The organism is Parapedobacter composti (genome assembly GCF_900112315.1).
GTDB classification, from domain to species: domain Bacteria; phylum Bacteroidota; class Bacteroidia; order Sphingobacteriales; family Sphingobacteriaceae; genus Parapedobacter; species Parapedobacter composti.
The window spans coordinates 244,211-269,834 of sequence record NZ_FOLL01000003.1; the positions used below are offsets into that span (position 1 = coordinate 244,211).

Here is a 25,624-nt window from a genome sequence, read left to right on the forward strand (position 1 = left end):
GTCTCAATCTTAAGGCCAGCCACAAAGACGAATATGGAGTGGTATACTATCCTTCCCCAGATAAAAAAGCCGCCTCAAATAAATGAAGCGGCCAATATCTTATAAACCACCAGCTACGACCCATTCGGGTTTTCACTGGTTCGATACAAATGTACAATATTTGTTATACAAATGCAATGCTAAGTCTTGAAAATGTGCTTTCGATGCCAAGTCAACTTATCAGATTGAGGAAAGTATTTGGCAGACTGCGGCCCATTGATTCTCTTTCCCTGTAATTTTCGTAGACTGTAATCGTGAGTTTCATCCTCCATAAAATGCGGTGACACAATAATCCGGTAGTCTTCATCCACGCTAAGTAACCCGCAGTCAAATGCCCTATGCATATTGGGACATAAAGCAATGCCGTTGCCAATGCGGTCATCATGGCTTACGCTGAACGGCACAATATGGCCCACGTCAACGAAACTATGGCCATGCCGTGATACCAAACGCATACCGTGAACGCGCAGGTGCTTTGGTAGAAGTAGGCTTTTTGCTCGGGATAGTAAGTATCGAGTATGGCTGTTTGCAGGAGGGTGCGGGGTACCGGGGCTTGGAAATTGAATATAAAAACGTACTAGCGTTGGTCACAAAATTAACCGTAGTTACGATTGTTCAATTTCCTCGTAGCACTACGGAAAACACCGAGTGCTGTGTGGTACGGAGAAATGCGCACTAACCGCACGCTGCCTTTGTGGCGATGAAAACACTGCTATTACTTTATGCCGCTTTGCTGACAAGCGGAAAAACAACTCCTGAAGTGACCTTGCCGACCGCTGACACCTATTTTTACGGTACGCTCAACGGAAAAAAATTCACCGGCAGGCCCGGCGAATTCCACTACTGGTTTGCAGGCGAAGATTTGTTTCTGTCTTGCAATTTTTCGGAAAGCGAAATGTTTTACGCATGGATAAACGGCATGGGACCCACCGCCCGGACGGGTACTTTTGCATGGCACGACGGATCTTCCTATACAGGGCAGAAAGGTAAAGCCATCCTGCAGCAAATTATTCATGGCAATTCTTATTCTCGCCCAGATACGTGGCGGAAAGTATGTGAACCCGGCGGGCACACTAGATAGCAGGCATCGAAAGGAGGCATCACGATCTCCAAGATTGAGACGGCCAACGGTGAGACCTTCCTCGAAGGCACGATGACAGCGACTTTGTGGGATAACCGGACTCGGTGCAATGCCGCGAAGACTGCTGATGTATCGATTGCCTTCCGCATCGCTGAATCCAAATTATAGCGTCGCGGGCTTCGAGTAGGAGCCCGTTCATGTCGCTAAATTACCTACAGACAGCTTCGTTTGCGTGATACGCCCGCTGGCCATGCCCTTATCTTTGTTTGAAGATAGCTGTGTACCACGTCACCGTTTACTTTCGAGTTTCTTGGGTTAAGTGTTACTTTTGTTCGGATTCGTTAAGGTATATAATAAACGCTTACTTTAGAGGCGATAACAAAATGTATTAATATGCAACACAAGAATTAAGAAATATGAGCTTACTTTTTTTAAACTTGGGAACCACGGAACTGGTCATCGTATTGCCGCTTTTGGCATTCATGTTTTACAGCCTTTTCCATGCGGCTACAAATACAAATATCCCCGGCTTGCACCGCTTGATTTGGGGGCTGGTAATCTTGGCTATTCCTGTGCTTGGCAGCGTGGCGTATTTGGTAATGGGCAGGAAGGCGGCGAAAAACTCGGTACGGATAACAATGTGTCTGCATAATTAGAAAGAAATACGGGCGAGATTTTTAGGTGTGCGGAGCATGATTTAAACCCGTCAGATGTGGAAATCAGTCCGGTTTTTCATCCTATTGATAGATACAAGTATAAACCTTAATATCATGGCGGAACTGAACACCGGACGGAGGCTGCAACCCAGGGTTGACCTCACGGCAATGGTAGACCTGGCATTTTTGTTGATTACCTTCTTTATGCTTACCACGACCCTCAACAAAGAGCAAGCGCTCGATGTAGCCATGCCAGACATCTCAGACTCCACGGACTTCGCTCCGCTGGCAGACAACCGCACCGTAACACTTTTGCTGGGAGAGGATGGCCGTGTAGACTGGTATTGGGGTGTGTTGACGGAACCGCTGGCTGGCCCGCACTCGACGGTAATGGGCAAAGATGGTATCCGGGAGGTGCTACTGCAGAAAAAAGACGAGGTGCCGAAACTGACCGAAGACGGTAAGGGGCTCATCGTAGTGATACGGCCAAGTGCACGTGCGGCTTACGCCAGCTTGGTGGACGCGTTGGACGAAATGCGTATCTGCGGCATCAACCAGTACATGATCGGCGAGATTAGCCCGGAAGAGGAGGCCCTGCTTTGAAATGCGCTGCTCGGCACGGGATAACCCGGGGGGCGTCACAGGCCACGAACCAATACACAGTTCATGATCTGTAAATCCCAAAAAACGACTACAACAATCTTAGATTTGGCTACACCTATTTGGTGAAGTTGCCTGAACTTTGTTTTGACAAAAACAACGTTATGAAAGCACACGCTGTAACCGTAAGCGCGATGGCGTCTTTAGATTCACAAGTAAAAGTCTAGCATCATGAACACAGAAAACAAAGTAGCAGTAATAACGGGCGGAAGCCGCGGGCTTGGAAAGAACATGGCCATCGCTGTTGCCAAAAAAGGAATAGACGTGGTGATAACGTACAACAGCAGCAAAGAAAAGGCTGACGAGGTGGTTAGCGAAATCGGGTCGTTGGGGCAAAAGGCTTTTGCCTTTCAGCTTGACACGAGAAATGTAAGCGCCTTTGATGCATTTATCAACGAGGTGACCGGCCAACTGCAAGAAAAAACAGGTAGTCCGAATTTCGATTTTCTTATCAACAACGCCGGAACGGCGCTGTATGCGCCCATTGCTGAGGTTAGCGAGAGCCAAGTGGATGAGATATTCGATATACACTATAAGGGGGTGTTTTTCTTGACGCAGAAAGCGCTGCCCTTTATCAATAACGGCGGGGGAATTATCAACGTTTCGTCAGGATTGACCCGGATGACCTTACCGGGTTCGTCAGTTTATGCTTCTGCCAAAACTGCCGTGGAAACCTTTACGCGCTATCTGGCGAAAGAATTGGGCGAACGGAAAATCCGAGCCAACGTGGTTGCTCCGGGGGCAATTGAGACGGACTTTGGCGGTGGAAGAACGCGTGATAATAAAGAAATTAATGCGATGATTGCGGGGTATACAGCCCTCGGCCGGGTGGGTCTGCCCGATGACATCGGTGGCGTGGTGGCCTTTCTCTGTACCGAAGAGGCGTATTGGATAAATGCACAGCGCATTGAAGTTTCGGGCGGGCAATCGCTGTGATTTTTTTACTTTAGTGAGATGAAGCCGTTAACGATTAAAACCATCAGCGAATTTCATCAGCTGCACCGGCTGGCGCCACCCGAGCATCCGCTCATCAGCGTTGTGGATTATGCGGAGGTGGCGTTGGCTAAAAGAAATAACGCGATGCCTCCCACGGTTGCGGAGTACTATTCTATTTCGGTAAAACGGGGGTTGAGCGGAAAAATGCGTTATGGCCAGCAAGCATATGATTTCGATGAAGGGGTGATGTATTTTTTGGCGCCTAAGCAGGTATTACAGGCTTCTCCGGCTCCTGATGAAAACGCCCATCCTTCTGGTTGGATTCTGCTGGTTCATCCTGATTTTTTGTGGGGAACATCACTTGCGAAAAGCATGAAGCAATACGAGTTTTTCGATTATTCGGTAAGTGAGGCTTTATTTCTTTCGGAAAGGGAAGAAGCAACCGTCAACGGGATAATTGCCAACATCAAGCAGGAATATCAGGCCATTATTGATAAATTCAGCCAGCGTATTATTATTTCGCAGATTGAAACCTTATTGAATTATGCTGAGCGTTTTTACGAACGGCAATTCATTACGCGGAAAATAACCAATCACCAAATGTTAAATCGGTTGGAGGATTTGCTGGATGATTATTTTAACAGCCGTGATCTCATGCAGAAAGGGGCGCCGACGGTTCAATCGGTGGCGGATGAACTGCATGTGTCGCCGAATTACCTTAGTGGTCTGTTAAAAGTGCTAACGGGGCAAAGTACCCAACAGCACATTCACGAAAAACTGATTGAAAAAGCGAAAGAGAAATTATCAACGACCAATTTATCGGTCAGCGAAATTGCTTATGAACTCGGGTTTGAACACTCGCAATCATTCAGCAAACTGTTTAAAGCAAAAACAAACCAATCGCCTTTGGAGTTCAGGCAGGCGTTTAATTAGGCTCCTCACTTGATGAAACATGCAACTGCCATAAGCCTGAATGGTATCGAACGGGATTTTGTGATCGAGAGAAGAGACTTCGAAAGCAACGCCTTGTAAAGGCCAGCTTTATGGTCGTCATTTGATTGTCTTTGGCGATGAGCTTTCAAAAGATTTTAATCGGTTTTTGGAGATGCAATTTGCGATCTTTGAGAAATATGGTTAAAATAGCGGAAATTATTGAACTGACTTAACCAAGGTAACTTCCATGTTCTAAAAATTATGCATTTTTCAAAAAAGGATTTTTTCCGTTTATTTCTTGCCATCGCTGCGTTTGCGCTGGGTTCTCCCGCTTTTGCCCAGGAACTGGGCTATGGTTTTCGTGCAGGCGTTAATTTTCCGAGTTATTCACTTTCCAATAATTTTTCCGCTGGTTCCACGGTCAACTTCCAGGTAGGAGCATTCGTAGACGTTCCGTTGGTCGGCGATTTCCTGTCGCTCCAGCCGGGCTTATCACTGCAGGGTAAAGGAGCTGCGGGAGGCGAGTGGTTTTTCAATGCAGGGGAACCAAATGATCCGGCGCTTGATGATTTCAAGCAAAATACCATGTGGCTGGATATTCCGGTTAATGTTGTCGGGAAGCTGCAAATACCCGCAGGGGGCTTTGTGTTTGCAGGGCTTGGACCTTATCTTGGTTTTGGCCTCAGTGGCAAAAATACGATTGACGGCGAGGAAATAACCGAACAGGGATCGGGCTTCAAGTTCGGGAGGGACGACTCGCTCCGTGGACTGGATTATGGCGTTAACTTCTCGTTGGGCTATCAGTTGCCGCTTGGTGTTCACCTCGTTGGCGGTTACGGCTTAGGGTTGGCCAACCTCGCGCCGCGCAACGAATTCAATTACAACCATACGCAAAAGAATAGCGTTTGGTCAATCAGCTTGGGGTATTCGCTGTAATGCGTATTTATGTTTCCAACGGATAGAAGACAGTTATACGGTAGTCACCTATACAGCGTCGGACTACCTTGGAGAAACACAACCGCCAAAGAAGGATAAGCCGACGAAAGAAAATCTCAGGAAATTGATCGAGCGGTGCCGGGCGAATATGGCAGCGTGTGACATGGCCGTTTTATCCAATCGGCCATATATATACCAATATTTTAAGGCAAGTGCAGCCAACAGATAAGGCAATATTGGTGATTTATGGGCAGGGGCATATTCCCTTGCTCAAGCATTTTTTTGAATCGAATCCTGATTTTGAAGTGATTGATATAAAATCCGTCTTAGAATAGGTGTCGATACCGAAAAACCGAAATCCATTCATTTAGCCGTACCCCGCCTCGTTGAACGGCATCACTGCAACGACAATGCTTGGCTATATACGCGCAGAGCTCTTTCGCGGGCAAATCGATGCTCGACAAACGTATTGCAGTGATTTATCCAATTTCGGCGCCTGAACGGTGGGATCGTTAATAGCCGCTCAGGGCAAGGAACTTATGGGGGCTGTATCCGGCGAACGCTTTGAAATCGTTTATAAAGTGGGCTTGGTCATAATAGCCATTGGCATAGGCCGCGTGGGTGAGACTCGTATAGTTGGAATAGGTGTTCAGAACCGCTTCAAAACGGACGATTCTGGCAAACAGCTTGGGGTTAAACCCTGAAGCTGCTTTGAACCTTCGCTCAAACTGCTTCTGCGAAAGGCAGAAATGACCGGACAGGGCTTCAATATTGACATTGCCCTTGCGCTGCCGTATGAATTGCACCGCGTGTTTGATGAGGGGATCGCTGAGGCGTTGCCGCCGTAGGCATGAAACGAAATAGTCCGATAGGATGCGGATACGCTCTGGTGTTGAACGGGCTAAAGCAATTTTTTCGATGAGCGTTTTTCCATCATTGCCCAGCAGTGTTTCAAGCGAAAAAAAATGCCCGTTGACTTCCGGGGCGGGCATATGGAATAGGAACGGGACGGCGTGCGAATACAGCGAAACGCCGAACAACTGGCAAAAGCCACCGGCAGGGAACTGGCCATGGCGATGGGTGTGCCCCTGAACGGAAGAAAAGACCAGATCCGAACCGCGGAAGGCAAACGCGATTTCCGTAAGGCTATTTGCGGTCATGTAATACGTTGAGCTTGCCGCCAGGGATTGCGGGGCCCACTCGCCCGACCAAAAATGGCTGACCACATCGCGAAGTGCTTCGCAGGGGGCGATGGTGATATAGTTCATTCGTATCCGATTTCCGTGCAGGCGTTATTCCTTATTCGGTGTAAAACTCGATGAGTGACGCTGCGTATACCGTTTGCCAGCCGTCCACAATTTCATCATACGCTTCATCAGGTATGTTGGTTTGCCGTACTTCCATGGAGGTTCCCCGCTTATGGGCGTGCAGTTTAATGGTGACAATGGAAGGCGTTTCTTGGTCGCCGAAGTACCATTGCTGCTCGATTTTCTTTCCGGGTTCGAATGACAGGTTCTTGCCGGTTATCGCACCATCCCAAAGGGAAAACTCCGTTTCCGGCTCGGCCACCATCACCACCTCGTCGCCGGTCCACAGCCGTATGGTCTCTGCGGTGGTGAGCGCCAAGTACACCATTTCCGGCTCTGCCGGGATAATAAAATACGCTTTGTAGTCCCTCATGCCGCTTATTTGCAGCAAAGCTACTCCTTTTTTCTGACAACCATCACACCAAGGCACAGTGTCGCTATTCCGGTGGCCAGCCAAGGTGCATTTATCTAAAAAGTTGCGTATATTTCCTGTCAGAAAACAAACGACGCTGTTATGCTTGATTTAGTTATCGAATCCCGCCCCGCTGCGATAAGCGCCGAAATGAAGGTGAAGCGCATACTACCCTTCCGGCTACGCAGGATGATTGGCCCCTTTATCTTTATGGATCATGCCGGGCCCATTGAAAACCGGATTGGCAATCCATCGGATATGGATGTATTGCCGCACCCCCATATTGGCCTTTCTACGGTCAGTTACCTGTTCGGTGGTGAGGTCACACACCGGGATAGCTTGGGCGTACAACAGGTGATCCGCCCGGGTGAAGTGAACTGGATGACCGCGGGTAGCGGCATAGCGCATTCAGAGCGGTTTGAAAGTCCGTCGGCATTGGCGGGCGGACTGGAAATGGTGCAGACCTGGGTGGCCCTCCCCGAAAAGGATGAGGAAGCGGCGCCTACGTTTGCCAACTATAAACCCGAGCAGTTGCCGGTTTTTACCGATAAAGGCCTCTGGATGCGCCTTATCGCGGGCGACGCTTATGGGTTGAAAAGCGATGTAACAACCAACTCGCCGTTGTTTTACCTGCATGTTATGTTGCAGGAAGGAGCGCATTTTGGTCTGCCGCAAGAGCATTCGGAGCGTGGCTTTTACATTGTCAAAGGGGCGGTGGAAATCGGGGGAACTACCTATGACAGCGGCAAGATGCTGGTATTCACAAAAGGGGTGGATCCGCGCATAGTAGCCAAGGAAGATACGACATTGATGCTCCTTGGGGGTGAACCCTTGGGTGAACGCTTCATTTGGTGGAACTTTGTTTCTTCGCGGAGGGAACGCATTGAACAGGCCAAAGAGGATTGGAAGCAAGGCCGGTTTATCCTGCCCCCGAACGATAACGAGGTCTTCATCCCGCTTCCGGAAGACCGTTCGAGGCCGACAGGTACACCGCCTAACCCTGAACCGCTTTCGTAAAGGCTACTCCGCGATGAAAGATCATGAAAAACTGTATGCAGCCACCCGGGAAGAATGGAGAAGGTGGTTAAGCGAAAACCACCGCGAAAAACAAGGGGTATGGCTGGTTACGTACAGCAAAAAGTCAGGCAAGCCGACGTTGACCTGGAGCGAAGCGGTGGATGAAGCCTTGTGCTTTGGCTGGATAGATAGTATTAAAAAGAAATTGGACGAAGAGCGTGCGATGCAGTTTTTCGGCAAACGGAAGCCAACGAGCACGTGGTCTAAAATTAACAAAGAAAAGGTAAGCCGGTTAATTGAGGAAGGACGGATGACACCCGCTGGCTTGGCGTGTGTGGAGGTAGCGCAGCAAAATGGCTGCTGGACCATACTGGATGAGGTGGAGGCGTTAACGATTCCGGAAGATTTGGAAGCGGCATTCTTGCTGCATGACGGTGCAAAGAATTATTTTGACAGCTTAAGTAGGTCTGCCCGGAAGGCTATCTTGACGTGGGTGGTATTGGCTAAACGCCCTGATACCCGGCAAAAACGTGTAAACGAAATAGCGGTGTTGGCAGCGCAAAACAAAAAGCCGAAGCAGTTTTGATGGCTGAAAGTGCTGAAGTCTTGCCTTTCTGGTAAAAAACGAAAGGTTTCCAAACGGGGAGAATGGAAACCTTTACTAACCAATTATAAACCTAAATTATGATGCTGCAAATATCCGGATATTATTTTAATTAACCATGCTGGACTATGCTGGTCGCTGAATTCTGGATCCATCTTTGTATTATGGCAGCAAAGAGATAAGAACATGACGATACAAGTAAATTCAGACAAGAACATTCAGGTAACCGAAAGTTATGCTAACCGGATTACCGAGCAATTGAACGATTCCCTGGCCCGGTTTGAGGAATTCATTACACGGCTGGAAGTATTTTTGGCCGATGAAAATAGTGAAAGGCAAGGCAGCAACGATAAGCGCTGCACGATAGAAGTGCGAATAAAGGGCGTTGCGCCGGAGGCCGTAACCGCGACAGCGGATAATATTGACGTGGCATTCAAACAAGCGGTGGACAAAGTGGCCCAACTGCTGAGGACCCGTACCGATAAAATGAAAAGCCATTCTTAGCGGTATGCCGCTAAGGTTGATCGGCCAACCGGAAGCCACGCACTAACCGGGACAGTCCGTCGTTGAGCAGCGAACGGGGGCAGGCAATATTGATGCGCAGGAAACCTTCGCCCGCCTGGCCATATAGCGTGCCCGGGTTAAGCCACAGCTTTTCTTGACGCCGCAGTTTATCGGCGAAAGCCGCCGTCGAGGTGATGACGGCGCGGCAATCTAACCAAACCAGGTAGGTGGCTTGCAAGGGAACGACCGCAATGTGCGGAAGGTGCGTTGCGCAGAAGGCCGTTAAATGGGCCAGGTTGCCTGTGAGGTAGGTTTTGAGTGCTTCCAACCAATCGTCGCCCTGCTCGTAAGCGGCGATAAGGGCCTCGATGGCGAACGGGGTCAACAGGGCCATCTCCCGGGTGTTGAATACCTCTTGGATGCGTTTCCTGAAATCCTCGCGTTCAGAAAACAGGTACGCCACCTGGAGCCCCGCTAAGTTGAAGGTCTTACTGGGCGAACTTATCGTAACCGTACGCAGGCTATGCTCCTGCTCTAAGGACGCAAACGGGGTGTGTTTGTGATTGCCGAAAACCAGATCGGAATGGATTTCATCGGACACGACGACCACCCCGTGCCGCGCGCAAATGTCGCCGATGCGACGAAGTTCTTCGGCCGTCCAGACGCGGCCCACGGGATTGTGCGGATTGCTGAGCAGGAGCAGTGTCACAGCGGGGTCTGCCGCCTTGGCTTCCAAATCATCAAAGGCTATCTGATAATGCCCCCCCTGGAAATGCAAAGGGTTTTCTACCACCTGGCGCCCGCTGTTGCTGATGCTCATAAAGAAATGGTTGTATACCGGGGGCTGCACCAAGATCTTGTCGCCCGGGGCGGTAAGTGCCTGGATGGTGGCCGACAGGGCGGGGATGACGCCCGTAACCGGAAGTAGCCAATGGGGCTGGAGGGTAAAACCGTGCCGCTTGTGCCACCAGGAGACGATGGCGTCGTAAAAACGCTGCGGGGTTTGCGTGTACCCAAACACGCCATGGGCAACCCTGTTTTGCAAGGCTTCTACAATGGCAGGGGCGGCTTTGAAGTCCATATCGGCCACCCACATGGGCAGCACGTCTGCTTCCGCGGCATCCCATTTAATGCTATCGGTGTTTTTACGGTCAACGGGTTCGTCAAAGTGATAATCCATGGTTCCTTCTTTCAACGGTAGCTAAGATAACGTTTTGCCGGAAATTATTATCTTTAACACGCAGCTAACCGTCTAAATTGACATGGCATCTGAACGGATAAGCTCGTTGAAATGACTTACGAAGAAGGTGTACGTTACATGATTCAACTTTGCACGGAGCGGCGGGGACGCGGCCCCTGCTCGTTCTGGGTGGGCAAGTTGCTGATAGAATATCCGGGGTATAAAGCCGTAGGCGACTATCGGCTGTCTATTGACGGAAAGGCCTACACCCATGAGGAAATGGTATGGCGGTTGTACCACAAAACTACCGGAGCAAATGCACCTAGTGCAATGGCCGCGTTGGAAGACCTGTTTCTGCGGGGCCTGACCAGCCGGTATTCGTTTTTCGGGCAGGACGAAAAAGAGCTGATTTACTGGATAACCTTGCAGGAGGATATCAATTATCCGCCTGATAGGGGTTATCAGGGCCGGAAACTGGCGTACCAGCGGTTTTATGAGGCGATGTTGGCGAAGTTAGGCCACATCGATATCAGGGAAGTAGTTAGGCGGACCAATAACCATTTCGGTCCCCGGCCGCCGCTGCTTCGTATTGAAGGGGTTAACCACCCAATTTTCTACCGGTAAACCGCAGCAAGCCACGCGGCCGCGGCAATAGTAGGGCTTAATTGGTATTTTGATGGAAAATGACGAGCTTTGGAGCTAACTATTTTAGTTAAGTTTTTGTGGCCAAAAATCAGTTAGTATCCCCATTCTTGAAATGGGTGGGCGGCAAGCGGCAGCTCATCTACGAAATCATGGCGTTAAAGCCTGCCCGATTTGGCACTTATTACGAACCGTTTGTGGGCGGTGGGGCGGTGCTGTTTCACCTGCAGCCGCGCCGTGCGGTAATCAACGATGCAAACGGGGAGTTAATTAATGTCTACAATGTTATCAAGACTCAACTGAACGATTTGGTGGCCGATCTGAAAACGCACGAAAACAATGCGGATTATTTTTATGCACTGCGGGCATTGGACCGCCAGCCTGCATATGCTGATTTGCCCGACCTGAGAAGGGCATCGCGGTTCATTTACTTAAATAAGACCTGTTACAATGGGTTATACCGGGTGAACAGCGCGGGGGAATTTAATACGCCGTTTGGGCGGTATAAAAAACCTAACATTGTGAATGAACCCACGCTGAAGGCGGTAAGCGACTACCTTAACGATGCGGAGATTACGGTGTTGAACACCGACTATGAAACCGCGCTGGCCGGCGCGGCGCGGAATGATTTTGTTTACCTGGATCCACCATACCACCCCGTATCGCCGACGTCGAATTTTACGGGCTATGTGCAAGGTGGGTGGAATGCAGACGACCAGGTGCGCCTCCGGGATGTTTGCGATAGGTTGCACGCGCGTGGCGTGAAATTTTTGCTTTCCAACTCGGCGGTACCGCTCATCAAGGAGCTGTATGCGGCTTATGATGTCCGTACGGTGAAAGCAACCCGCGCGGTGAATTCTGCGGCAGATAAGCGGGGCGTGGTAGACGAATACCTGATACGCAATTATGACGACTGATATGGTTTGGGGCTTGTTGGAACAGCTTTTGACACAGGGCGAAAAATTGCCGAACCCTAACTGCGATTAAATTGACTACCTTCGTATTGGTTAAATGTAAACATGTTTATGGCGCAGGAGGTAGATTTAAAAATTGCGGTGCTGATTGATGCAGACAATGTGTCAAGCTCGAAGATAGCAAGCATCCTGGACGAAGTGAAGCGGTACGGGATACCGTCTGTTAAGCGGATATATGCAGATTGGACGAAATCGCACGTGGTGGGATGGAAGGAACCGCTGCTTACGCATGCGATAACGCCCATCCAACAGTATAGTTATACGAGCGGAAAGAACTCTTCGGATTCAGCGCTCATCATCGATGCGATGGACATTCTCCATAGTCAACAGGTGGATGGGTTTACTATTGTTTCGAGCGACAGTGACTTTACGAGGCTGGCCATCCGGCTGCGCGAGTCTGGCAAATTGGTGATTGGTGTGGGTGAAAAGAAAACGCCCAAACCTTTTATTGCGGCATGTGATAAATTCATTTACATCGAAATACTGGATAAGGAAGATGCTAAACCTGCGCCTAAAACCAAGGTGCCTGCGGAAACGGTGGATACGGCTACTAAGGTGCTGAAGCCTGCAAGCCAAGGTACGCCGGAATATGAACCCATTGGCCGTGAGTTGCTTGACCTGCTGAAAGCTTCGGTAAATGATGTGGCGGACGAAGGGGGATGGGCGCCGTTATCGGCCATTGGTGGCCTGCTTAATAAACGGAAGCCCGACTTTGACCCCAGGGTGTATGGGTTTTCCAAGCTTACACCGCTGTTTAAGTCGCTGGACGAACATTTTGAGGTGGAAGAAAAAAGTACCGAGAAAACCAAAATCAAACACGTATACATTAGAATCAAGGAAGCGCAGAAAGCCATCAGGCGAAGGGCGAAGAAGTGACGACAGTGGTACAGTACAGGCCTTTCTTATGGTTACACCAGCAGGGCGGCAGGATTTTCGGGCTCAAGGCCTTGCGATAGCCGTGATAGATTTTGCAGGGTGGTGGTAGCGATTTCTTCCATCGCTTCCATGGTAAAAAAGGCTTGATGGCCGGTAACGAGCACATTAGGGAAGCTCATCAGCAACTGGATGGTGTCGTCGTTGAGTATGGTCTGGGAAAGGTCGCGGAAGAACAGTTTGTCTTCTTGCTCGTAAACGTCAATGCCTAAATAGCCGATATGCTTGGAACGTAGGCCTTCCAATATGGCTGCCGTGTCGATGAGTCCGCCACGACTGGTGTTGATGATCATAACGCCGGGCTTCATCTGCCGGAGGGATGCACTGTTGATAAGGTGGCGGGTACTTTCCAGCAATGGGCAATGCAAGGAAACGATGTCTGCCTGGGCGAACAAATCGGATAAGGGCCGGTAACTAACGCCGATTGCACTGAGGGTGTCGTCTTCATGGATGTCATGCGCAATCAGTTTGCAACCGAAGCCACTCATGATACGGGCAAATGCCTTGCCGATGTTACCGGTGCCAACGATGCCGATGGTTTTCCCGTGCAGGTTGAAGCCCATCAGTCCATTGAGCGAAAAGTTCTGCTCCCGCACCCGGTTGTAGGCTTTGTGCGTTTTACGGTTGAGGGTGAGGATCATGGCCAGCGCATGTTCGGCCACGGCTTCGGGCGAGTAGGCTGGAACCCTGCATACGCGTAAACCCAGCGCTTTGGCGGCGTCAAGATCCAAGTTGTTGAAACCGGCACTGCGCAAGGCGATGTATTTCACGCCCTTTTCTGCCAAAACCTGCAGTACCTCGGCGTTTAGTTTATCATTGACAAAGGCGCATATGGCCGTGGAGTCTTCAACGGCATTGACGATATGCGGCCCAAGGTGGGTTTCGTAATACACCAGTTCAAACCGAAAGTTGGCATTGAGCCTGTCGAAGAATGCCTTATCATAGGGCTTGGCGGAAAAAAAGGTGACTTTCATGAAGTAAAGATAAATAGCCGCACCTACAAATGCAATGCCGCGGTTATTATCCTGCTTGGTAAGGCACAGCCTCAATGACGTAGACCCGGCGCAGCATGAGGTATAGCGCAAGACAGGGTTGGTCTTCTTCGGGCTTCAGCGGACGTATGGTAACCCGTACTTTTTGGCCGGCCTGAAACGAATCGGTAAGATTGCGCGTGCCGAACCACCCGTCGTGGATTTCCGGATTGTCCAGTACCGCGCGCAGCCGCGCGAAGTCGCGCTCTTCAAACCGTATCTGCTGTTCTGTGCAGGGGTTTGAGGCTCCTAAATAGGTAACGATGAATTGGTTGGACGTGAATGCTTCCTGCCGGTCGCAGCGGATGAAAAACGTGGCACACAACAATAAGGCTAACCAGATCCTGTTCATAGCGGGTTATAAGCTTTCGGGGAAGACGGATATTTCGGTGCTATCGCTACAAGGGCTTTCATTAACTGCGCCGCGGCGGGTTGACCACCGCATGATAGGCGGATAACAGGGCTTCGAATACCAGTTCGCGGGCGACATTATCAAGGGCAAAGGTGGTGGCTCCTTTATCGCCCCATTTGTTTGGTACGGGATAGATGTTAGCCGAATCCATGGCACAAAACAAGGCTTGTTCTTCGGGCGTGAGGAAAATGTTGGCGGTATTGTCTGCAGCTAAGTATGAGGCAAACATCCGCTTGCCTGCAACGCGGTACCCTTGCCGGTCGAAATGCGGACGCTGTTCGGTGCCCGGGAACGACAGTGCCATTTCTGTAAAAGTGTCTCCGTTGATCATCACTCACCTCATTTGGTACGTTCCATCATCGTTGCGGTATTCGATACGGACCCAGGTTGCCGGCCGGGTTGCGGAGCGTGCAGCATTTTGGTGGCTGCGCGATAATAATTTTCCTGTCGGGCGGTATCTGCATTAAGAAAGAGGTAAGGCTCGATCAGTTCGAGTTCCATGAGGTAAAATTGACCGTCTTTCATGAGGCCGTCTACACGGGCATATAACGTTCCTTCGGCAAAACGCTTGACGTATTCGTGGGCTTGCATCACAAGTGCTGGATCAACCTCGGGATAGACGGTGGTGCCCCCGAATTGATGCTGTACCCTGAAATCACCGGCCTTAGGCACCTTCAGTACGCAATGGCTATATGCTCCGCCGAAAAAGAGGAATGACCACTCTCCCTGAGCGACCTCGTCCACGAACGGTTGTGCCAAAAAGCCTTCGTTTGCAAGAAGCTGGTTGATATGCGCGGCTTGGTCGCCGATGGTTTCCGGAGTGAGGATAAACGTATGCTTCGCCCCTGCGCTGATACAGGGCTTCACTACGAGGCGAAGTGCCGCTAAGGTTTCAAAAAGGGTATCGTCGACAGGCAGGGTAGTGCCTTTTGAGAGGTAAGTGGTGGGGATTACGGGAAGGCCCGCCTCGGCTATATCTTGCAGATAACGCTTATTGCTATTCCATTTTACGATGTTTACCGGATTGAGTAGGTGTATGCCCAGGTGGGTGATGGAATCAAGCCATTGGTAAAAGGCCGCTATATGATCATGGTAATCCCAGGGCGATTTAATGATGGCGGCGTCAAATACGGTCCAATCGACGGTGGCATCGTTCCAGATGGCTGGAACAATGTCTAAACCTTTGCCTTGTAAAAAATAGAGTAATTCACGGTCTTCGTCGTTGCTGACTCCGATGGTATACCGTTCTTGGGATTGATAAATAATATATGCGATTTTCATGGCTCAGCGCAATGCTGTTTTTTATTTGAGCATTATCGCAAAGCTACGAAATATTAGGTTTAGGGAGGGGCAGGTAACTGCGCACACAGCGTACTTTATTTCTCGTCATCCGGAAGGTCGTCTTCTTCCAGATTGCCAGACGCTGTGCCCGCGAGGTCACTTGCCCCGGTATCGGTTTTTTGGGCATCATCGGTTTCGCGGATATCAGACGGATTGCGTCTTGCTGTCTCTTTCTCTTCGTCAGGCGGATAAGCGCTATAGTTCGCCCGTTCATGTTCTTCGATGCCACGCTCCCGTTTTTCTTCGTCCGTAAGGGGCTTTTTGTTTGCAGGTATTTCCATGTTAACTCCTATTCGTGTTTAAGATAAACACCCCGCGAAGCGAAAAGTTTGCCGGTAATACCGAGGGCAAGCGCAGGCCCCTTGTGCTTCTTATTTGGTGCGTAAGTAAACGTTTTTGTATGTGGATTTAAGGATCAAATCAAGGCCACCGCCGTTGATGGTTCCTTCAATATTTTCCTTATTGCCGCCATGGCTTAACCAGTTTACCGTGATGGTTCTCGCTGGTTCCGGTGCTGCCGGGGCAGCCGGAGGTACTACGCCTGCTACGGTATACCGGCGCGTTGGACGGGGTTCGATTTCCACTGTGGCCGTCTCGCTGGAATCGTCGGTTCCGGTGGCCGTATGTTTTGGAGGGGAGACCGCAATGTCAAAATCATTGGCTGCATACAGCTTACCGTACCCCGTAGACAGGGTGAGGTTTGCTTTGACCGCTGTGGGCAACGCTACATCGACATGCCCGTATACCGAGACGATAGATATAGGGCCCTTGATGTCATTGCCGAATCGGGCTTCCACATCGCGATAAAGTGCTTTGACACTCATGGGGCCGCTGTTATTTTCCAGGGTAACGGTATTATATGAGGTGGATACCTCGATTTCGCCCTTCATGTTTTTGATAGCGAGGCTATCGGCAAAGACCGATTGGTTATTGCTAAATACCAGCGAAAGTTGCTCGGGAACCCGAATTTTCAACAGGTCGCCGACCGAACGGTTACCCACCATATTGACGATTATATCCTGACCGTTTTGCGTGACGTTGATGCCTAAGCCCGTATTGTCTCGGTAACCTGAACTGCTGAGCGCTTGCAGGCCTTTGGCCCGCTCATCTTCTTCTTCAGGCGCACGCTGACTGGTAAAAATTATTTCATTGCCTTTATAGCCTTCAATGATGGCGCCGTGCAGGTTGAGGTGGAGCTTCCCTGAACTTTTCGCGATTTTATATTCCTTTTGTGCCCACGCGGACGTGCATAGGAATAGGATAATGGCCGTAGTGATTGTTTGCTTTTTCATATGATTTCTCTATATCGTTTTATTACAGTTTGTCTTGTTATTACAGTTTGTCTTGGTTCAACAATATGGCATAGGCTTCGTCTTTTACAGCCGAAAAGGTATACGGGCTGCGTGCCAACGCAAAAAGGGCTTCTTCTACTGCTACGTGATTTAATTGGGCGGCAATTTTGACCAGACCGAGTTGTACCACTGGGTCACTTTGCACGGCCAATGCATCTGCGAACCTGTCTGCAACCTGCGGACGGTGCAGCTGCCGGCTTAGCACGTCTAAGGCGGCTAAGCGTACATTGGTATTGGCATCGTGGTTCATGGTACTGAACAGCTTGGTCAGGGTGTGATCATCCAGCTTGTTTGACTGCTCGATTTCCAAGATGGCAGCCAGCCGGATGCTGGCCGAAGTGCTGTCTGCAAGCCTTGAAAAAAGCGAGGGTGTATGCGGCTGGGCGGAAGCCGGACGTACGGCTTTTTTGCTCGGGCTTGGCTGAGGGCGCTGCGCAATAGCTACCTGAGGGGACGGCTCATTGGACAGGGAAGAATCTGCGGCTGACGGCATGCCCTTAGCCGACCGCGGCGCCACCACTTCGGTATCGGCCTGCTGGGCAATTCGAGGTTCAGCCCCGCCACCTTGCGGCATATCGGGCCGGCTAAGCAGTACGTAAGTGCACACAATACCCACAAGCGAAGATGCTGCAACGAGCCATATCGCTTTTCCATGTCGCTGCATGAACGGTTTCTTTACCACGGGCGGCGGCACCAACTGAGCTTTCAACCTTTGAAGCACATCTGTGGGTGGCACCAAGTGATCAAAGGCCTCGCGGTTCTCCTGCACAAATTTCTTTAACGGATCATTCATGATGGCATCTTGTCTTTTAACGATTGAATTACTCTTTTTCGGGCTCGGTGATACTGCGTACGGACAGTTGCATGCGAAATGCCCAGCATCTTGCCGATCTCCTCTTGCGGGAGTTCTTCGAATAGGTACAAGTTTAATACGGTCTTGTAACCCGGCGGCAGCCGATCGATGGCATTCCGCACGTCGTCTACTTTGCAATCAAACAATTCATGCTCTTCGGGGTCATAGCCCACATCGTCGGCAACATCCAGATCGGCTACCTCGGCAAACTGGATTTTACGCTTACGCAAATGGGTGATGGAACGGTTTAATGCAATACGCTTTACCCAGGCGCCGAAACTTGCGGCGTTCTTAAGACGATGGATGTCTGCAAAGGCATGGTAAAATGCTTCTTGCAGGATATCTTCCGCCTCGGCCGTATGCGAAATGATACGGCAGATGGAATTGTAAACCGCCTTGGCGTATTTGTTGTACAATCCGGTATAACCTGTATCATGCCCTGCCCGGCATAAGGCAATTAATTCCGTTTCGTCAATTTTTTCCGTAGGTCGCAAGTCCTTTTAAACTGTGATTCATCTTTTAGTCGGCATCTCTACGATAATGTTGCACGCAAAACAGCATTAAAATAAAAAAATATTAGGATACTTTGCCTATCTTCGATCGCAAATCCATTAGCACACAGACCGATGAAGCTGCCTACTTTTAATCATCTATCTAAGAACGCTGGAGCCATATTCGTGCGGTTCCCCACGCTTGCAGTAACGGCAATCGTTGCCACCGCGTTGTGTTGTTTCCTTATCGACGACCCTACCATCGACCAGCAATGGCAAAATGACCTATGGCTGGCTGTTGCCGTGTGTAATCTCCTGTTTACCCTCGGGCTTTCAGCCGATTTATTTTCAGAATCGCGAGGGTATACGCCAGCGCGTAAATGGCTGATGCGGCTGGCCGCGATAGGGGTTTGCGTAGGCTTGTATTGCCTGCTCAAACCGGATTATCGGGGGGCGGATATTGTGCGGCTTGGACTGTTCGCTTTTGCATTCCATCAATTGGTGGCGTTTGCACCGTTTATAAACCGGGCAGGCAGCGTGGAGTTCTGGCACTTCAATAAGGTGATTTTCTTACATTTTCTTACGGCGGTATTCTATTCCGCTGCACTGTTTGCAGGTTTGGCAGTTGCTGTTTTTGGTGTGGAACAGTTATTTAACCTGAACCTGAGCTCAGCGATTTACGGGCAGTTGTTTGCAGTGCTGGGCATTGGCTTCAACACATTGTTTTTTTTGGCTGGGGTGCCTAAAGCGTTTGATGCGGGCTCACTGGATATGCGATACCCAAAAGGGCTCCAGGTGTTTACGCAGTATGTGCTGGTGCCGTTGATGACCATTTACCTCTGCATTTTGCTGGTCTATGAAATCAAAATTCTGGTTGAATGGCAACTCCCTAAAGGAATGGTGGCGACCTTGATATTGGGTTATGCGGTATTCGGAATCCTCTCGCTGTTACTGATATGGCCTATCAAGGACGACAAGGGCAACCGCTGGGTGCAGCTATTTTCCCGTTTTTTCTACCTCACAATGATTCCCCTTATTATTCTATTGGGTTTTGCCATCTACAAACGTGTTTCTGATTATGGCGTTACCGAAGAGCGATACATCCTTATCATACTGGGGGTCTGGCTGACGGGTGTAAGTATATATTTCTTGGTGTTTCGGAAAGACAATATCAAAATTATTCCTGTGAGTTTGTTTATATGTGTGTTGCTGGGTACATACGGACCGCAGGGGGCGGCAAGTGTCTCACGGCAGTCTCAGTTGCGCCGCCTTGCCAAACTGATGGATGCCGAACCAGGCGAGGGTGCATCCGGTGAGAAAGCAAGCATTGTCAGCTACTTGGTGGAGGTGCATGGGCTACCGACCTTGCAGCGGTTTACGGAGGTGGATCTCACCGCCGTGGAACAGTCGATATTACAAAGTCATACCGATGAACCGCGGTATAAAATCATTGAACTTAAACGGGATACCGCATTTAAGCTATTGCACGTGTCGCCCGCGGCGGCACAGCGGCAGTATTTTTACGTCAACCGCGAGCACCGGAACGTGATACCGCTAACGGGGTATGATTATGGATATAAAATCGAATCGCATCAAGCGATTTCCACGGTGGTCGACCTGGGAGGCCAGCAGTGCGACATCCAAATCGATGGTGAGACCAAGCAGGTAAAAATCGAATTTGAAGGGGATAGTACCATTGCTTTTGACCTGAAACCACTGACACTGGAAATTCTCGCGGCACACAAAGCAGGAACGCTGGAACGGGATACCAGCCGGGGCAAGAGCACCTATAGCTATTCTTCTGAGCGCATGCGCTTAACGGGTGCGAACAGGCGATTTGACGTGGTGTTTCTCATAGATGAACTCAACGGTGACCTGTATTCGGTTGACAAGCAACCCTCCCGCGGGTTGGGCTATAGTGGCATGCTGTTGTTCAGGAAAAGGTAGCTTAACGCCGGCTAAAAATAACACTTGACGCGGTTGAGCGGACTGCCAAGGGTAAGGCCAAGGGTAACTTCATGCGAGCCGTTTTGCAGGCCGTTGAGCCGGCTAATCATATAGTCATACGAATATCCAACGCGTAACCTATCCGTCGCAAAGACCTGCATGACAAACGAGATAGCGTTTAGTCCGCTCAGGCGATCTCCGGTATAACGCTGGTAGTCGCGGCGAAATGCCGACACTCCTGTGCGGATGCCGCCGCCAAGCCACAACTGATCGCTTATGATGGCCATCGCATTGAAATCCATGCTGGGCGGTCCCATAAGATCGTCTTTATACAGCAAACTGGGCCTCAGCTTTACCGATTCGCTTAAATCTATCAGCATGCCGCCTATAACATAAATATGCCGTTTCCGACGGATGCGATCGACGGTAGTATGATCCCACCGGAAGAGATTATCGGCACCCGTACCTGAAAGCAGATCCATGATGGAAACACCGGCATACCATTTGGCATTATGGTAGTAGACGCCAAAGCGAATATCCGGCACAAAGTTGCTGATTTTACCGGGCGGCAGTACCTGATCGCCGTCGTCCAACACATGGATTAAGCGTCCGTCCAGGCTGTACTGCGTTACTCCTGCACCGACGCCAAAGCTGAGCCGTTCGGTATCCTCCCTGTTAAGCTGGATACGGTACGCGTAGTTGAGGTAAGCCGACGTAGCGGTTTGCGGACCGAGCTGATCTGCCGTAATCTGCACTCCCGCACCATGGCGCCGTGCACCATGGAGGTCAAGGAGCCCATCCACCGACAACAGTCCTGTTTGCGGAGCCCCTTCCAAATCGACCCACTGGCTTCTTAGGCCCAGCTGGGCGAAAAGTTCTTCCTTATAGCCCGCATACGCTGGATTTACACTCATGGCGTTAAAGATGTATTGCGTAAACTGGATATTTTGCTGGCCTTGTGCGGTAAAAACCATCAACCAAGCCGTCAGCGTAAACAATAACTTTTTTATCTTTTCCATTTGATAGGGTTATTTAACATCAATCAAGCTTTTCATCTGCCATTACAGCCTTTTTACCAATATCCATCCCTTATGGATGGTTTCTATGCCGTCTTTTCTGAGTACCAGCCGATAATAATAAGTGCCATCGCTAACCCCGGCGCCATCCCAATTTTGCTGGTAGCGGCGGGAGCGGTAGACTTCGTTGCCCCAGCGATTAAAAACGGTGAGATCTGCGTGCTCGTAATTTTCCAGCCCTTGGATAACAAACAGGTCGTTTTTGCCGTCTCCGTTAGGGGTGAGCGCATTGGGGATGACCAGTTCCGCATAATTGACCGTTATACGGACAGTAGCGATGTCTTTAAGGTCGTTTTGGTCTACAATTTCATAGACAAGCGAGTCTTCGCCAACAAATGTTTGGTTCGACCGGTAAGTAATGCTTCCATCGAGGTTGACAGACGCTAAACCGTTGCGCGGTTGGACAGCTACTCGTACGCGATTTACCAGGATAGGGCTATTTCCGGGCAAGTCGTTTTCAAGAACGAGTACGGTAATGGGCCTTCCGGAAGGGCCGCTTCCCCAGTCGTCCAATGCCGTTGGCCCCAGATTGGCTGATACCAGCTTGGTCAGCCAACTATCGTCGGCAGCAGCAGTTGCGGCCGTGACCCAGTCGCGGGCATGTATCCCCTCGGCAAGCCGCTGCGTATTGCCGCCCATCCAGTTGCCGCTGCCCGCATATTGGGCAATTTGCGCCTGCTCGTCTACGTAAGCGCTGCCGTTGGTAATGCTGTTGTGTTGCAACGTATAAGCGGTATGGACGGCCTCGTCTGCATAGACATGCCACATGCGATCCATGCCACCATCTTTAAGGAGAGCGATGCTGGGTTCAGCGGCGTCATAATCCTGCACGCTGACGTATAACCGGGTGGGGCCTGCGGGCGATAAGGTGGCAGGTGTATAATCGCCCTCTGCGATACCTATGGGGAATGTAAAAGGGCGGGCCGAGGCATATGTTTTGACAACATGGCCGTCAATGCGGTTGCCCGTGACGATCATCCGGTGGCGATTGTAACCGGCAAAACGCCCTTGCGGGCCTAAATAGAGGTTGTGGCCATTAAGCAGGATGTCGCCGCTGTCTACAGCGAATTCGAAAAGACCGTTAAGGTGTAACGCTGCGGACTGTGGTCCCTTATTTTGTGGCGTATCAATATCATAGCCGGGATTGTCTATATCCTCCAATATCAAGTTAGCCGGATTGCGTAGTTCCACGGCAACGCCGATGGGATTACCGTTGTTGCCGTCGACACGGGTAGGACCGGAGGGCATATCTTCATGAAATGGGTTCGTACTTGGATCGTGGACGATAATCCGCCCCGTGCCGCTGAATGTGGCCGTTGGCGCAATCCAGATATTCGGACTCCAGATTTCAAGTGTGCCGTTGATGATCCAATGGGAATTGGGACCGAAATAGCAAGTTTCTGCAAAGCGCAGTTCCACGGTTTCCGGTTCGATGAGTACCGTGGAATTGTCTGCAGTGGTGCTCCCTTCGCCGGTTTGGGCGAATGTGGTACATGGCCCTGTTAGCAACATACCAAGCACACCCCCGACATACGCCACAATTTTCTTTACAGCTATTTTTGTTGACCGGTTCATCTTATGTTACCATTTCGCCCGCTGGCGAATCATCGGGTTAGCGGTGACGGTGCAGTTGTGAAGTGGCGCCGTACTGGTGTTGTTTTCGTTATTGTTGTGCTCACCGTCTTTCTGTTGCGTTACTGTTGCACTTACTGTATAGGTAGAGCGGGTAGGTATGTCCGTTAGTTCCGGGCTTAAGCGGAAACGGATGGCATCTGGGTGCGTAAAGCCTCTTCGTAATGTCTCCAGTGATGGATTGGTGAGTCGATAGGTATGGCTCGTGGGGCTATTAGATTCAACAGTCCACCGTGACGCAGTGGGGGGCAATAGCAAAAAGGTAATACCTGCTGGATGGTTAATCTCAACGGTGATGTTGTTCGAGCGAACATTGACATCGTCTGTCCCCATGTTAGATACTTGCACAGTAAATGTATTGCCATTCACGTAGTCGATGCACCTTCCATCAGCAATAATGTCGCCCAAGATAAGGTCTACGCCTTGCGCGTATACCGGCGTCCGTACGGAAGAAATGTTATTGAGCGTGTCTTGATCGGTTCCAGCGGGCACATGCAATTTAACCGTGTTGACAATGTGGTTGCCGGGCGGAGTCTGGAGGAGCGTACCCTTCACTTCTATGCGACCTGTGCTGTTGGAAATAATGGATAGGGTTCCGCGCAATACGTTCGGGGACACCTGATGGATCGGTTCCGTAGCGGTTAACACATTGGTGTCAAGAACTTGGATGGAGTCAATCCTAAACGTTGACGGAGTCAACGTGTTTCCATAAGCATCTTTGATGGTATCCCTTAATTCAATACTTTCAATGGGCGCATCGGTATCGTTGACTACCTCAATGGTATAGGTGATTTCCTTGTTATTTTCCCCTCCGGTTGCGTTTTCGGGGATTAGGTAATCCCTGTTTGCTAATTTTACGGTTCGCAGGTTACCCAGTGTAGTGACAAGAATATTGCGGATTTCATGGTAATTGAAACCACCCCCGGAGGAGGCCGCAAAACCTACCTTCATTGTCGGAGGGGGCGGCTCAGTGGTTTGATAGGTGATCAGGTCGGTAAACGTTCCACCTGGCTTTTTAGTCCAACGCACGGTAATGTCGTATAATCTCTCCGCATTATTATACATGATGGTAATCTGGACCCGCCGGTAAAATTCGTCGCTGGAAGGGCGTGTGGTAGTTGTGATATCATAATCGACCTCGTTAGACATACGGTCCGGACTTAGTTGTGCGCCGGCGAGGTATTCGTTGGTTGTATTCGCGTTGTTGGTTGTCGGCCCCCGGAGGACAACCGAATTTGGCAGCTCTCCAAGTCCACCATTACGACCTTCGCTTGGATTTGAAAAGTTTCCGTAAGCATCGAAACCTACGCCCACATATCCCCCGGCTAAACCTTCATTGATATAGGCTGCTGTATTTGGTGCATAGCCAAGCGATCCTCCGTATCCGCCTAAACGAAAGTCGGCTTCAGCATCAAAGAGGAATACGCATAGCCCATCCGCGCCGCCATAGCTGTCGTTGCGGGTTCTCCACATTTTATACTCGAAATCAACCAACACCCCCATGCCGGACGGAAAAGAGCGGTCGATATAAGCAAAGCCCCGTTGATTGGTGAGATCCTTTGTTAGCCGCAACCATCCGCTACCGACGGGATCGTCAATACCGGAGGTAAAATAGGCTTCGCCCTGCGCTTGAACATCTCCCCCTCCTACTTTAATGTGAGGATAGTTGTTACCCCGCAAGTCATCGACGATGGTGAATTGGGCTCGGCTGGTGTGGCAAACAATCAAGCTGGTTATGATGAGTGCGGTGAACCGGCAGAAAACCTTTAAATCAAGTATGGTGGTACGTATATTCATTGCTTTTCCTACTTGTTTGCTTACTCCTCTCCCTTGATGACAAACACAATGTTCATGAATGATGTAGGGGTACCGGGCCCTTTGACGTCATAGGTGAGGATGCCCTCTGCACTGATGTTTTGTATGTTAAATACATCGGTGTCATAATAGGTGACATAATAGTAGAGATCGGTGGCCCTGGGAAGATAAGGGATTTGTTCCGGAGCTCCGGCGCTTGCTACCAGAGTTGGATTACCTGATCCTGTGAACTGTTTGATGTATTCTTCGTAGAGATTTTTGGTGCGCCCTGTGCCGTTGGTAGAAGTATCAAAGATGACGGAGGGCATATAAAAGAACCGTACAAACTTGTTGGCGGATACCGTCTTGAGTACACCTGTTGAGTCGGCCACTATAATGCGGTCGTTTTCTGGATTGCCGGGCTGTAGACCGGTGACGGCTATGGTATTGTCGGCATTTGTAGCGATTTGGGTGGGCTTGGTGAGTTCGCCGCCGAGTTGCACTTGGCCACTGGTGTGTTCATCGCCGATATGTAGGCCATTGGAGGCCGTGATATCTACTCGCACCCATTTCGTGCCGTCATTACTATAAAATCCTGGTCTGACTGCTGTGGCACCAGTGCCATCTGTGGCCGTATTGTATACCAGCATCCCCGCTACGTGTTCGCCTAAGGGAGTGGCCAGATTAGTAGCTTGGAGGGCAAGCCGCGGCAGGAGCAGTCCTTTATCCGTGGCCGTTAGGTCGATGACCGAGTTGGGGTTGGGGTTCGCTGTACCAAACCCTTGTTGGGCGTGGACGGCATGGAATAATCCCATAAAGAACAGGAGTATACTAAAACACTTGATTTTTGCTTTCATGGTATGTCTATTTGCATTCATCCT

The 25,624-nt window shown here is 50.2% G+C and carries 30 protein-coding genes; 14 read left to right on the forward strand and 16 right to left on the reverse strand.

Going from position 1 to position 25,624, the window contains the following annotated elements; all coding sequences use genetic code 11:
- Nucleotides 1-179: 179 nt before the first annotated feature.
- A complete protein-coding gene (locus BM030_RS20440) occupies nt 180-494 on the reverse strand; it encodes an HNH endonuclease (RefSeq protein ID WP_090972095.1) in 315 nt (104 codons plus the stop codon).
- A gap of 245 nt (nt 495-739) precedes the next feature.
- On the opposite strand from BM030_RS20440, the gene BM030_RS05780 reads away from it, so the two are divergent.
- The 7 genes from BM030_RS05780 (at nt 740) to BM030_RS20445 (ending at nt 5,576) form a co-directional block, all read left to right on the forward strand.
- Nucleotides 740-1,120, forward strand: coding sequence for a hypothetical protein (locus BM030_RS05780; protein ID WP_090972097.1), 381 nt, complete (start codon nt 740-742; stop codon nt 1,118-1,120).
- Nucleotides 1,121-1,536: 416 nt separating this feature from the next.
- A complete protein-coding gene (locus tag BM030_RS05785; RefSeq protein WP_090972099.1) occupies nt 1,537-1,776 on the forward strand; it encodes a PLDc N-terminal domain-containing protein in 240 nt (79 codons plus the stop codon).
- 114 nt (nt 1,777-1,890) lie between these two features.
- Complete coding sequence (locus BM030_RS05790; RefSeq protein WP_090972244.1) at nt 1,891-2,379, forward strand: ExbD/TolR family protein; 489 nt, start codon at nt 1,891-1,893, stop codon at nt 2,377-2,379.
- Between the two features lie 228 nt (nt 2,380-2,607).
- Nucleotides 2,608-3,372 carry an SDR family oxidoreductase gene (locus tag BM030_RS05795; RefSeq protein WP_090972101.1) on the forward strand — a complete coding sequence of 255 codons (765 nt, stop codon included), beginning with the start codon at nt 2,608-2,610 and terminating at the stop codon, nt 3,370-3,372.
- 18 nt (nt 3,373-3,390) lie between these two features.
- The gene (locus BM030_RS05800; protein WP_090972103.1) at nt 3,391-4,305 is read left to right on the forward strand and encodes a helix-turn-helix domain-containing protein; all 915 of its coding nucleotides are present in this window, start codon (nt 3,391-3,393) and stop codon (nt 4,303-4,305) included.
- A gap of 261 nt (nt 4,306-4,566) precedes the next feature.
- Complete coding sequence (locus BM030_RS05805) at nt 4,567-5,241, forward strand: porin family protein (protein ID WP_090972105.1); 675 nt, start codon at nt 4,567-4,569, stop codon at nt 5,239-5,241.
- A gap of 158 nt (nt 5,242-5,399) precedes the next feature.
- A complete protein-coding gene (locus BM030_RS20445) occupies nt 5,400-5,576 on the forward strand; it encodes a DUF5694 domain-containing protein (RefSeq protein WP_397235262.1) in 177 nt (58 codons plus the stop codon).
- A 177-nt stretch (nt 5,577-5,753) separates the two neighbouring features.
- Here the strand turns inward: BM030_RS20445 and BM030_RS05810 are convergent, their stop codons facing one another.
- Nucleotides 5,754-6,509 carry a helix-turn-helix domain-containing protein gene (locus BM030_RS05810; RefSeq protein ID WP_090972107.1) on the reverse strand — a complete coding sequence of 252 codons (756 nt, stop codon included), beginning with the start codon at nt 6,507-6,509 and terminating at the stop codon, nt 5,754-5,756.
- Between the two features lie 31 nt (nt 6,510-6,540).
- Nucleotides 6,541-6,921 (reverse strand): SRPBCC domain-containing protein, encoded by a 381-nt coding sequence (locus BM030_RS05815; RefSeq protein WP_090972109.1) that lies wholly within the window; start codon nt 6,919-6,921, stop codon nt 6,541-6,543.
- A gap of 141 nt (nt 6,922-7,062) precedes the next feature.
- Here BM030_RS05815 and BM030_RS05820 point away from each other — a divergent pair, with 141 nt between their 5' ends.
- The 3 genes from BM030_RS05820 to BM030_RS05830 all read left to right on the forward strand — a co-directional run bounded on the left by BM030_RS05820 (nt 7,063) and on the right by BM030_RS05830 (nt 9,085).
- The gene (locus BM030_RS05820; protein WP_090972111.1) at nt 7,063-7,977 is read left to right on the forward strand and encodes a pirin family protein; all 915 of its coding nucleotides are present in this window, start codon (nt 7,063-7,065) and stop codon (nt 7,975-7,977) included.
- 13 nt (nt 7,978-7,990) lie between these two features.
- Nucleotides 7,991-8,563, forward strand: coding sequence for a YdeI/OmpD-associated family protein (locus BM030_RS05825; RefSeq protein ID WP_090972113.1), 573 nt, complete (start codon nt 7,991-7,993; stop codon nt 8,561-8,563).
- Between the two features lie 204 nt (nt 8,564-8,767).
- Entirely contained in the window at nt 8,768-9,085 is a 318-nt protein-coding gene (locus tag BM030_RS05830; protein ID WP_090972116.1) for an HPF/RaiA family ribosome-associated protein, read from the forward strand.
- A gap of 10 nt (nt 9,086-9,095) precedes the next feature.
- On the opposite strand, the gene BM030_RS05835 is transcribed toward BM030_RS05830, so the two are convergent.
- Complete coding sequence (locus BM030_RS05835; RefSeq protein WP_090972246.1) at nt 9,096-10,265, reverse strand: MalY/PatB family protein; 1,170 nt, start codon at nt 10,263-10,265, stop codon at nt 9,096-9,098.
- A 111-nt stretch (nt 10,266-10,376) separates the two neighbouring features.
- Here BM030_RS05835 and BM030_RS05840 point away from each other — a divergent pair, with 111 nt between their 5' ends.
- From BM030_RS05840 to BM030_RS05850, 3 genes are all read left to right on the forward strand, one after another.
- Nucleotides 10,377-10,889: a hypothetical protein gene (locus tag BM030_RS05840; RefSeq protein ID WP_090972118.1), complete on the forward strand. Its 513-nt coding sequence runs from the start codon at nt 10,377-10,379 to the stop codon at nt 10,887-10,889.
- A 98-nt stretch (nt 10,890-10,987) separates the two neighbouring features.
- Nucleotides 10,988-11,824, forward strand: coding sequence for a DNA adenine methylase (locus BM030_RS05845; RefSeq protein WP_090972120.1), 837 nt, complete (start codon nt 10,988-10,990; stop codon nt 11,822-11,824).
- Between the two features lie 108 nt (nt 11,825-11,932).
- Nucleotides 11,933-12,757: an NYN domain-containing protein gene (locus BM030_RS05850; protein ID WP_090972249.1), complete on the forward strand. Its 825-nt coding sequence runs from the start codon at nt 11,933-11,935 to the stop codon at nt 12,755-12,757.
- 32 nt (nt 12,758-12,789) lie between these two features.
- Here BM030_RS05850 and BM030_RS05855 read toward each other — a convergent pair whose 3' ends face one another.
- From BM030_RS05855 to BM030_RS05890, 8 genes are all read right to left on the reverse strand, one after another.
- Complete coding sequence (locus BM030_RS05855) at nt 12,790-13,788, reverse strand: 2-hydroxyacid dehydrogenase (protein WP_090972122.1); 999 nt, start codon at nt 13,786-13,788, stop codon at nt 12,790-12,792.
- A 46-nt stretch (nt 13,789-13,834) separates the two neighbouring features.
- Nucleotides 13,835-14,197, reverse strand: coding sequence for a hypothetical protein (locus BM030_RS05860; RefSeq protein ID WP_090972124.1), 363 nt, complete (start codon nt 14,195-14,197; stop codon nt 13,835-13,837).
- A 61-nt stretch (nt 14,198-14,258) separates the two neighbouring features.
- A complete protein-coding gene (locus tag BM030_RS05865) occupies nt 14,259-14,588 on the reverse strand; it encodes an MmcQ/YjbR family DNA-binding protein (RefSeq protein WP_090972126.1) in 330 nt (109 codons plus the stop codon).
- 8 nt (nt 14,589-14,596) lie between these two features.
- On the reverse strand, nt 14,597-15,538 hold the full coding sequence (locus tag BM030_RS05870) for an ATP-grasp domain-containing protein (RefSeq protein ID WP_090972128.1): 942 nt from the start codon (nt 15,536-15,538) through the stop codon (nt 14,597-14,599).
- A gap of 95 nt (nt 15,539-15,633) precedes the next feature.
- On the reverse strand, nt 15,634-15,879 hold the full coding sequence (locus BM030_RS05875; protein WP_090972130.1) for a hypothetical protein: 246 nt from the start codon (nt 15,877-15,879) through the stop codon (nt 15,634-15,636).
- Nucleotides 15,880-15,969: 90 nt separating this feature from the next.
- Nucleotides 15,970-16,890 carry a DUF4097 family beta strand repeat-containing protein gene (locus tag BM030_RS05880; protein WP_090972132.1) on the reverse strand — a complete coding sequence of 307 codons (921 nt, stop codon included), beginning with the start codon at nt 16,888-16,890 and terminating at the stop codon, nt 15,970-15,972.
- Between the two features lie 40 nt (nt 16,891-16,930).
- Nucleotides 16,931-17,743, reverse strand: coding sequence for a hypothetical protein (locus tag BM030_RS05885; RefSeq protein WP_090972134.1), 813 nt, complete (start codon nt 17,741-17,743; stop codon nt 16,931-16,933).
- Complete coding sequence (locus BM030_RS05890) at nt 17,740-18,297, reverse strand: RNA polymerase sigma factor (protein ID WP_090972136.1); 558 nt, start codon at nt 18,295-18,297, stop codon at nt 17,740-17,742. The genes BM030_RS05885 and BM030_RS05890 overlap by 4 nt, the downstream gene beginning before the upstream one ends.
- Before the next feature lie 132 nt (nt 18,298-18,429).
- Between BM030_RS05890 and BM030_RS05895 the strand changes: the two genes are divergently transcribed.
- Nucleotides 18,430-20,241 carry a DUF4153 domain-containing protein gene (locus BM030_RS05895; RefSeq protein ID WP_090972138.1) on the forward strand — a complete coding sequence of 604 codons (1,812 nt, stop codon included), beginning with the start codon at nt 18,430-18,432 and terminating at the stop codon, nt 20,239-20,241.
- Nucleotides 20,242-20,252: 11 nt separating this feature from the next.
- Here the strand turns inward: BM030_RS05895 and BM030_RS05900 are convergent, their stop codons facing one another.
- The 4 genes from BM030_RS05900 to BM030_RS05915 are packed head-to-tail and all read right to left on the reverse strand — an operon-like array spanning nt 20,253 to nt 25,600.
- Entirely contained in the window at nt 20,253-21,260 is a 1,008-nt protein-coding gene (locus BM030_RS05900; protein WP_090972140.1) for a PorP/SprF family type IX secretion system membrane protein, read from the reverse strand.
- A 42-nt stretch (nt 21,261-21,302) separates the two neighbouring features.
- Nucleotides 21,303-22,892: a T9SS type B sorting domain-containing protein gene (locus BM030_RS05905; RefSeq protein ID WP_090972142.1), complete on the reverse strand. Its 1,590-nt coding sequence runs from the start codon at nt 22,890-22,892 to the stop codon at nt 21,303-21,305.
- Between the two features lie 6 nt (nt 22,893-22,898).
- The gene (locus BM030_RS05910; protein WP_090972144.1) at nt 22,899-24,746 is read right to left on the reverse strand and encodes an L-type lectin family protein; all 1,848 of its coding nucleotides are present in this window, start codon (nt 24,744-24,746) and stop codon (nt 22,899-22,901) included.
- Between the two features lie 20 nt (nt 24,747-24,766).
- Nucleotides 24,767-25,600, reverse strand: coding sequence for a hypothetical protein (locus BM030_RS05915; RefSeq protein WP_139215821.1), 834 nt, complete (start codon nt 25,598-25,600; stop codon nt 24,767-24,769).
- Nucleotides 25,601-25,624: the final 24 nt, after the last annotated feature.